The following is an 8,295-nucleotide window of genomic DNA, read 5'->3' as shown; positions in this document are numbered from 1 at the left end:
CGTCAGGCTGTGAAAAAACCTCATTTTTAATAAAATTTCCCTGTACTACAATTCAAATAAAGCCTTTTACAGCAGGCTATTTTTTTTAGGCAACTAATTAGTTTGGCAGAAAACAAAGGGTAAATTAAGCTTCAAATAGGTCGCTTTTAGCCAAAACAATACTTTTGCCTTGTAAGGTGAGTTCCATTTTTTGAGTTTGGCTATCAGATCGGGAACGCCCAGTATATTGATACTGCGTTTGATGTTGTAACAAACCCGAACTAAAATTCAGTAACAATGACAGTTCTTATTGTACTGCATTAGGCAAATACTATGTTGGGAGTAATTACGTGGGACAGTATGGCAAATCCTATAAATTATACGGTTTAGACCCAACAAACAGTAATGCTTTAGCAAGAAGTATTGTTTTGCATAAGTATAATCAGGTTCCTTATGAAGAACAAAATAGACCTATTTGTCATAGTATGGGTTGCCCAATGGTAAACGAAATATACTATAACAGAATTGAGAAATTAATTGACAATTCTAAAAGAAAAATCATTTTAGATATCTACTATTAATTGTGTGCCACTGCCATTATGATTAGGCAAACTCGGCAACAAAATAGGAGTATTACTTCTTAAAACCCGCCAAATTGGATTTTCAAAGTAAAATTTTCTTTACCCTTTAATTTCCTTATATTTGTTACCCAAAACCAAGTTATTGTGAGCGAAATCAATAAGCTAAAAATATTCAATGATCCCATCTATGGGTTTATTATCATCCCAAATGCCTTAATTTACGATTTAATCCAGCATCCTTATTTTCAACGGTTGCGACGCATTTCCCAAATGGGATTGTCCTACTTGGTCTATCCCGGTGCAAATCATACCCGTTTTCATCACGCACTAGGCTGTATGCACATTATGCAAAAAGCCGTTGATGTGTTGCGTTTTAAAGGAGTTTCTATTTCGCCCGAAGAAGAAAATGCCTTGTATATCGCTATTTTGTTGCACGACATTGGTCACGGACCATTTTCGCATGCAATGGAAAGAAGCATTGTCGAAGATGTCCATCACGAAGAGATTTCGCTCTTGTTTATGAACCAGTTAAACATCGAATTTGAAGGCCAATTGAGTTTGGCTATTCAGGTTTTTCAAGGGGATTACCATAGGAAATTTATGTTGCAACTCATCTCCAGCCAACTCGATATGGATAGGATGGATTACCTGAAACGCGACAGCTTTTATTCGGGCGTAGCAGAAGGAAATGTCAATTCCGAAAGGTTAATCCAGATGATGAATGTGGTGGATGATGTTCTGGTCATTGAAGAAAAAGGGATTTATTCCGTAGAGAAATTCCTAATGTCCAGACGATTGATGTATTGGCAAGCTTATTTGCACAAAACTAGTTTGGTTGCCGAATTAATTTTGACGAAAGTCCTGAAACGCGCTAAAGAACTTACGGAAAAAGGAATAATTTTGCATTGTAGTGAACCTTTAATGTTCTTTATGCAGCATAAAATTACAATAGAAACTTTCGACAGCGAAAACCTCGATTTGTTTTCCCAATTAGATGATTTTGATATTATTAGCGCTTTAAAATCTTGGCAAAAGCATGATGATTTCATACTGTCGTCCTTGAGTAAAATGATAATCAACAGGGATTTATTAAAAATAAAAGTGAGCGATGAAAAAGTTCCAACTGAAGATTTACACGTTCTAAAAGATCGCTTTGCATTGGAAAACAATATTACTTTGGCAGAAACCAATTATTTCATTTTTAAAGGTAAAATAAAAAATCAGGCTTATAGTAAAGAAGCTGAACCCATACGAATTCTGAAAAAAGACAAATCAATTGAAGACGTCGTTGAAGCCTCTGACCAATTGAATTTGAAGTCTTTGTCTAAATTTGTGACCAAATATTATATATGTTTCCCAAAACAACTTGTGTAAAAACCAATATTTAAAATCTATTTTTTATATTTTTGTCCAGATGAAATTTACAGCAGAGCAAATAGCGGGTGTCTTAGACGGAGAAGTTATTGGGAATCCCAATGCCGAAGTTTATAAATTGTCTAAAATCGAAGAAGGTTCCAATGGTTCAATCACTTTTTTGTCAAACCCAAAATACTTACCTTATATTTATACTACACAGGCAACCATCACTATAGTAAATTCAACTTTCGTTCCTGAAGGGGAATTGGCCACCACGCTAATTAAAGTGGAGGATGCCTATATGTCTTTTACTAAATTACTCGAATTTTACGACCAGGCAAGAAAAGCAAACATAACAGGAATAGAACAACCCTCGTTTATTGCGGGAAGTGTGAAATACGGTGCAAATTTATATTTGGGATGCTTTAGTTACATTGGAGAGAATGTGGTTTTGGGAGAGAACGTAAAGATTTATCCAAATTGTTTCATTGGAGAAAATGTGGTAATTGGCGATAATGTTACTATTTTTGCCGGCGCAAAAGTGCATTCGGAAACCATCATTGGAAACAATTGCGTGATTTATTCCGGAGCAGTAATAGGAGCAGACGGTTTTGGCTTTGCGCCAAATGAAGATGGAACTTATACAAAAATCCCTCAAATAGGAAATGTTATTATAGAAGATAATGTGGATATTGGAGCAAATACAACGATAGATAAAGCCACAATGGGCTCTACAATTATAAGAAAAGGTGTGAAGCTGGACAATCAAATCCAGATAGGACATAATGTCGAAATTGGTGAGAATACCGTGATTGCTGCACAAACAGGAGTTGCTGGTTCTACAAAAATTGGCAAAAACGGAATGATTGGAGGTCAGGTAGGAATTGTGGGACATTTGACAATCGGGAATAATGTCCGAATTCAGGCGCAATCAGGTGTCAGCAGAAATATAAAAGATGATGAAGTCTTACAGGGAAGTCCAACATTTGGATACAACGATTTTAGTAAGTCTTATGTTCATTTCAAGAATTTACCAAAAATTGTTACTGAAATAGAAGAATTAAAAAAACAAATATTAAACCAAAAAAATGGAAACAATGGTTAAACAGAAGACCATCAAAACAGAAATTTCACTTACAGGCGTTGGATTACACACAGGAAAAGAAGTTAAGATGACTTTCAAACCTGCGCCAATTAATAATGGTTTTACTTTCGTTCGAAAAGATTTAGAGGGCCAACCTATTATTGAGGCAGATGCAAATTACGTTGTAAACACGCAGAGAGGAACAAATTTAGAAAAATTAGGAGTTAAAATTCAAACCCCTGAACACGTTTTGGCAGCATTAGTTGGTTGTGATTTAGATAATATAATTATTGAATTAGATGCTTCAGAACTTCCTATTATGGATGGTTCTTCAAAATATTTTGTGGAAGCCATCGAAAAAGCAGGAATTCATGAACAAGAAGCCAAAAGAAAGGTATATGTAGTAAAAGAAATTATTTCATTTACTGATGAAGAAACCGGAAGTGAAATTATGGTTATGCCAAGTGAGAACTACTGTGTGACTGCTATGGTTGATTTTGGCACAAAAGTATTGGGCACCCAGAATGCTACGATGAAAACAATTGCTGATTTTAAAACAGAAATTGCCGACTCAAGAACTTTTAGCTTTTTGCATGAACTGGAATCACTTTTAGATGACGGTTTAATAAAAGGAGGCGATTTGAATAACGCTATTGTATATGTTGATAAGGAAATTTCCGAAAAAACAATGAATAGCTTAAAAGTAGCTTTTGGAAAAGACGAAATAACAGTTAAACCTAATGGTATTTTAGATAATTTAACTTTGCATTATCCAAATGAAGCTGCAAGACATAAACTACTGGATGTAGTTGGTGATTTATCTTTAATTGGAACCAGAATTCAAGGGAAAGTAATTGCAAATAAACCAGGCCATTTTGTAAATACTCAGTTTGCAAAAAAAATGGCCAAAATCATAAAAATCGAACAAAGAAATCATGTTCCGGTTTACGACCTAAATATGGAACCTTTGATGGATATTCACAAAATTATGGCTGTGCTTCCGCATAGACCACCATTTTTGTTGATAGACAGAATAATCGAAATGTCTGAAAGTCATATAGTTGGATTGAAAAATGTAACAATGAACGAAAATTTCTTTGTTGGTCATTTTCCGGGAGCCCCGGTTATGCCGGGAGTTTTAATTGTTGAAGCAATGGCACAAACAGGAGGGATACTAGTGTTGAGTACTGTTCCGGATCCAGAAAATTACCTGACTTATTTTATGAAAATTGACAATGTAAAATTCAAACATAAAGTTCTGCCTGGAGATACCTTGATATTTAAATGTGATTTAATTACTCCTATCAGAAGAGGAATTTGTCATATGCAAGCCAATGCTTATGCTAATGGAAAATTGGTAGCTGAAGCCGAATTGATGGCTCAAATAGCTAAAAAACAATAATTTAAAAAGATAATAGATGAATCAACCCTTAGCTTATGTTCATCCAGGGGCAAAAATTGCAAAAAATGTAGTTATTGAACCTTTTACCACTATTCATAATAACGTTATTATAGGTGATGGAACCTGGATAGGTTCAAATGTTACCATAATGGAAGGTGCAAGAATAGGTAAAAATTGCAATATTTTTCCGGGGGCAGTAATATCTGCAATCCCGCAAGATTTAAAGTTTGGCGGAGAAGATTCTTTGGCAATAATTGGGGACAATTGTACTATTAGAGAATGCGTAACTATAAATAGAGGAACAATAGCTTCTGGTCAGACAACTCTTGGAAATAATTGTTTGGTTATGGCAACAGCGCATATTGCCCATGATTGTCATATAGGTGATAACGCCATAATTGTAAATGGAGTAGCACTTGCAGGTCACGTTACTGTAGGTAAATTTGCAATTATTGGAGGGCTAGCAGCGATTCATCAATTTATTCATATTGGTGATCACGCTATGATTTCTGGAGGTTCTTTGGTTCGAAAAGATGTTCCACCATTTACAAAAGCAGCAAAAGAACCATTGTCTTACGTTGGAATAAATTCTGTTGGATTAAGAAGAAGAGGTTTTACAACTGAAAAAATAAGAGAAATTCAAGAAATTTACAGGATTTTATACCAAAAAAATTACAATACAACACAAGCTTTAGGTATTATTGAAGCTGAAATGGAAGCAACTCCTGAAAGAGATGAAATTATTGATTTCATCAGAAATTCATCACGAGGAGTGATGAAAGGCTATTCTGGGAATTATTAAATTAAGAATCGAAAGAATAACTTTAAACAAAATAAACTTTAAACAAAATTAAACAAACAAATTAAATGGCATCAACATCAGATATAAGAAACGGATTGTGCATAAAATACAACAATGACATCTATAAAATTATAGAATTCCTTCATGTTAAACCTGGAAAAGGACCTGCTTTTGTTAGAACTAAGTTAAGAAGCTTGACTAACGGAAAAGTATTGGACAACACCTTTTCAGCTGGACACAAAATTGAAGAAGTTAGAGTTGAAAATCATAAATTCCAATATTTATACCCTGAAGGAGATGAATTTCATTTTATGAATGTGGAAACTTTCGAACAAATTTCTTTGAATAAAAACATCTTAGACTCCCCAGGATTATTGAAAGAAGGCGAAAATGTTATGGTAAGCATCAACACAGAAACTGATTTACCTCTTTCGGTAGATATGCCAGCATCTGTAATACTTGAAGTGACTTATGCAGAGCCAGGAATAAAAGGAAATACTGCTACAAATGCCACAAAATCAGCTACTGTTGAAACTGGAGCGACAGTAAATGTGCCTTTATTCATCAACGAAGGCGACAAAATAAAAATCGATACTACTTCTGGAAATTACATGGAAAGAGTTAAGGAATAGTTGGCAGTATTCGGTATTCAGTTTGCAGTCAAGTTGAATACCGAATACTGAAAACTGAATACTAAATTATGAAATTCAATAAAACACATACATTAAAGGAAATAGCAGCTATTATCAACAGTGAATTCGTTGGTGATGCTGATTTTCCCGTTTATGGAATGAACGAAATTCACGTTGTAGAATCTGGTGATATTGTTTTTGTTGATCATCCAAAATACTACGATAAAGCGTTAAACTCAGCAGCAACGACCATTTTGATTAATAAAAATGTAGATTGCCCTGAAGGGAAGGCATTATTGATTTCGGACGATCCTTTTAGGGATTTCAATACATTAACAAATCATTTCAAACCTTTTCAGTTCTCTAATGTAGCTATTTCGGCTTCCGCCAAAATTGGAGCAGGAACAGTAATTCAACCTAATTCTTTTATTGGAAACCAGGTTGTCATTGGAAAAAATTGTCTGATTCATTCAAATGTTTCCATTTATGACCATACGGTAATTGGCGATAATGTGATTATTCATGCTGGAACTATTCTTGGAGCAGATGCTTTTTATTATAAAAAACGTCCAGAAGGATATGACCAATTAATTTCTGGAGGAAGAGTGGTAATCAAAGACAATGTTGGAATTGGTGCACTCTGTACCATTGACAAAGGAGTTACTGGAGATACAACCATTGGCGAAGGCACAAAAATTGACAATCAAGTACATGTTGGACACGATACCGTCATTGGAAAAAAATGTTTGATTGCTTCTCAAACAGGAATAGCAGGTTGTGTAATAATAAAAGATGAAGTCACAATTTGGGGACAAGTAGGAACCACAAGCGGAATAACAATAGGTGAGAAGGCAGTAATTTTAGGTCAAACCGGAGTTACTAAATCGGTTGAAGGAGGTAAGACTTATTTTGGTACACCAATAGAAGAATCTCGTGAAAAACTGAAACAACTTGCCTATATTAAAAAAATACCGGAAATACTCAATAAATTAAAAGAATTATGAAGCCAAAAGATATAGTTTTAGATTTCTACAAATCTGATGTTCTCTTGGATAGAAAAACGGTTAGTGAGTTATTGCATCCAGAAGTTTTAATGGATTGGAATAGCAGCCAAGGTTTTATTCAAATGAATTACGATGATTTTTTGTCACTGACTGACCAATTGGCAAAAGCCTATATTCGGTCTAAAATTAGAATTAGCCACATTATTCAAGAAAAAAATTTAGTTTCTTTACGTTTTTCCCATTTTGTAAAAACGATTGAAAATCCGCGCGAAGAAATGCTGATGGGTAATTTTTTCGCGATTTGGGAAGTAAAAGAAGGTAAATTATTTAGAGGTTATCAAATGAGTCATTTTTCTTAATTAAATTTCTCGAATTTCACATACAAAACCTTACTTTTGCACAACAATTAAAGAAACTACATAAAAAATATATCATGAGTGTTTTAGTTAATAAAGATTCCAAAATAATTGTTCAAGGATTCACAGGAAGTGAAGGTACATTCCACGCTTCTCAAATGATTGAATACGGTACTAATGTTGTTGGTGGAGTTACTCCTGGAAAAGGCGGAACAACCCATTTAGACCGTCCGGTTTTTAATACAGTTAAAGACGCCGTAGATCAAGCAGGAGCTGATACTACTATTATTTTTGTACCACCGGCTTTTGCTGCTGATGCAATTATGGAAGCTGCTGATGCCGGTATCAAAGTGATTATTGCTATTACAGAAGGAATTCCTGTTGCCGATATGATAAAAGCAAACGATTATATTAAATATAGAGATTGTAGATTAGTAGGGCCAAACTGTCCTGGAGTAATTACACCAGAAGAAGCAAAAGTTGGTATTATGCCAGGTTTTGTATTCAAAAAAGGAACTGTTGGTATCGTTTCTAAATCTGGAACTTTGACTTATGAAGCGGCTGACCAAGTTGTAAAACAAGGATTAGGAATTACTACTGCCATTGGTATTGGTGGAGATCCAATCATTGGAACTACTACAAAAGATGCCATCGAATTGTTTATGAATGATCCTGAAACCGAATGTATCGTTATGATTGGTGAAATTGGTGGTCAATTAGAAGCCGATGCTGCTAAATGGATCAAAGCTGATGGAAACCGTAAACCAGTAATTGGATTTATTGCAGGAGAAACTGCACCAAAAGGAAGAACAATGGGTCACGCAGGTGCAATTGTTGGTGGTGCTGATGATACAGCCGAAGCCAAAAAACGTATTATGAGAGAATGTGGAATTCACGTTGTTGACTCTCCTGCTGAAATTGGAAAAAAAGTAAAAGAAGTTTTAGGATAATCTAAAACACAGGATAAAATCTAATACCTCACTGTTTTCGTGGGGTATTTTATTTAATCAAAAGAATTCCTCGAAGCTCTGCTTCGGGGTTCGATGGTAAGTAAAATTATTATCTTTGTTTTATGAGCGAACACATTCATAAGAGACAT

General features: G+C 34.7%; 8 protein-coding genes and 1 pseudogene. All 9 read left to right on the top strand.

Annotated features, from left to right (window positions below; genetic code table 11):
* Positions 1-320 precede the first annotated feature (320 nt).
* Positions 321-560 (top strand): annotated as a pseudogene (locus ACH2BV_RS13360) (murein L,D-transpeptidase catalytic domain-containing protein); the annotation flags it as partial.
* A gap of 144 nt (positions 561-704) precedes the next feature.
* Positions 705-1,934 carry an HD domain-containing protein gene (locus ACH2BV_RS13355; protein ID WP_395051240.1) on the top strand — a complete coding sequence of 410 codons (1,230 nt, stop codon included), beginning with the start codon at positions 705-707 and terminating at the stop codon, positions 1,932-1,934.
* A gap of 40 nt (positions 1,935-1,974) precedes the next feature.
* Positions 1,975-3,021 carry a UDP-3-O-(3-hydroxymyristoyl)glucosamine N-acyltransferase gene (gene lpxD / locus ACH2BV_RS13350; protein ID WP_395051239.1) on the top strand — a complete coding sequence of 349 codons (1,047 nt, stop codon included), beginning with the start codon at positions 1,975-1,977 and terminating at the stop codon, positions 3,019-3,021.
* The gene (locus ACH2BV_RS13345) at positions 3,014-4,402 is read left to right on the top strand and encodes a bifunctional UDP-3-O-[3-hydroxymyristoyl] N-acetylglucosamine deacetylase/3-hydroxyacyl-ACP dehydratase (protein WP_395051241.1); all 1,389 of its coding nucleotides are present in this window, start codon (positions 3,014-3,016) and stop codon (positions 4,400-4,402) included. Before lpxD ends, ACH2BV_RS13345 begins: the two co-directional genes overlap by 8 nt.
* A gap of 16 nt (positions 4,403-4,418) precedes the next feature.
* Complete coding sequence (lpxA, locus tag ACH2BV_RS13340; protein WP_395051238.1) at positions 4,419-5,204, top strand: acyl-ACP--UDP-N-acetylglucosamine O-acyltransferase; 786 nt, start codon at positions 4,419-4,421, stop codon at positions 5,202-5,204.
* A 65-nt stretch (positions 5,205-5,269) separates the two neighbouring features.
* Entirely contained in the window at positions 5,270-5,836 is a 567-nt protein-coding gene (gene efp, locus ACH2BV_RS13335) for an elongation factor P (RefSeq protein WP_395051237.1), read from the top strand.
* A gap of 68 nt (positions 5,837-5,904) precedes the next feature.
* The gene (locus ACH2BV_RS13330; RefSeq protein WP_395051235.1) at positions 5,905-6,840 is read left to right on the top strand and encodes a UDP-3-O-(3-hydroxymyristoyl)glucosamine N-acyltransferase; all 936 of its coding nucleotides are present in this window, start codon (positions 5,905-5,907) and stop codon (positions 6,838-6,840) included.
* A complete protein-coding gene (locus ACH2BV_RS13325; protein WP_395051234.1) occupies positions 6,837-7,199 on the top strand; it encodes a nuclear transport factor 2 family protein in 363 nt (120 codons plus the stop codon). Before ACH2BV_RS13330 ends, ACH2BV_RS13325 begins: the two co-directional genes overlap by 4 nt.
* Positions 7,200-7,273: 74 nt before the next feature.
* The gene (sucD, locus tag ACH2BV_RS13320; RefSeq protein ID WP_395051233.1) at positions 7,274-8,146 is read left to right on the top strand and encodes a succinate--CoA ligase subunit alpha; all 873 of its coding nucleotides are present in this window, start codon (positions 7,274-7,276) and stop codon (positions 8,144-8,146) included.
* Positions 8,147-8,295: the final 149 nt, after the last annotated feature.

The sequence above is a fragment of the Flavobacterium sp. genome (genome assembly GCF_043780635.1).
Taxonomy (GTDB): domain Bacteria; phylum Bacteroidota; class Bacteroidia; order Flavobacteriales; family Flavobacteriaceae; genus Flavobacterium.
The sequence above is the reverse complement of the archived record's forward strand: the minus strand, read 5'-3'. Positions and strand labels throughout refer to the sequence as shown.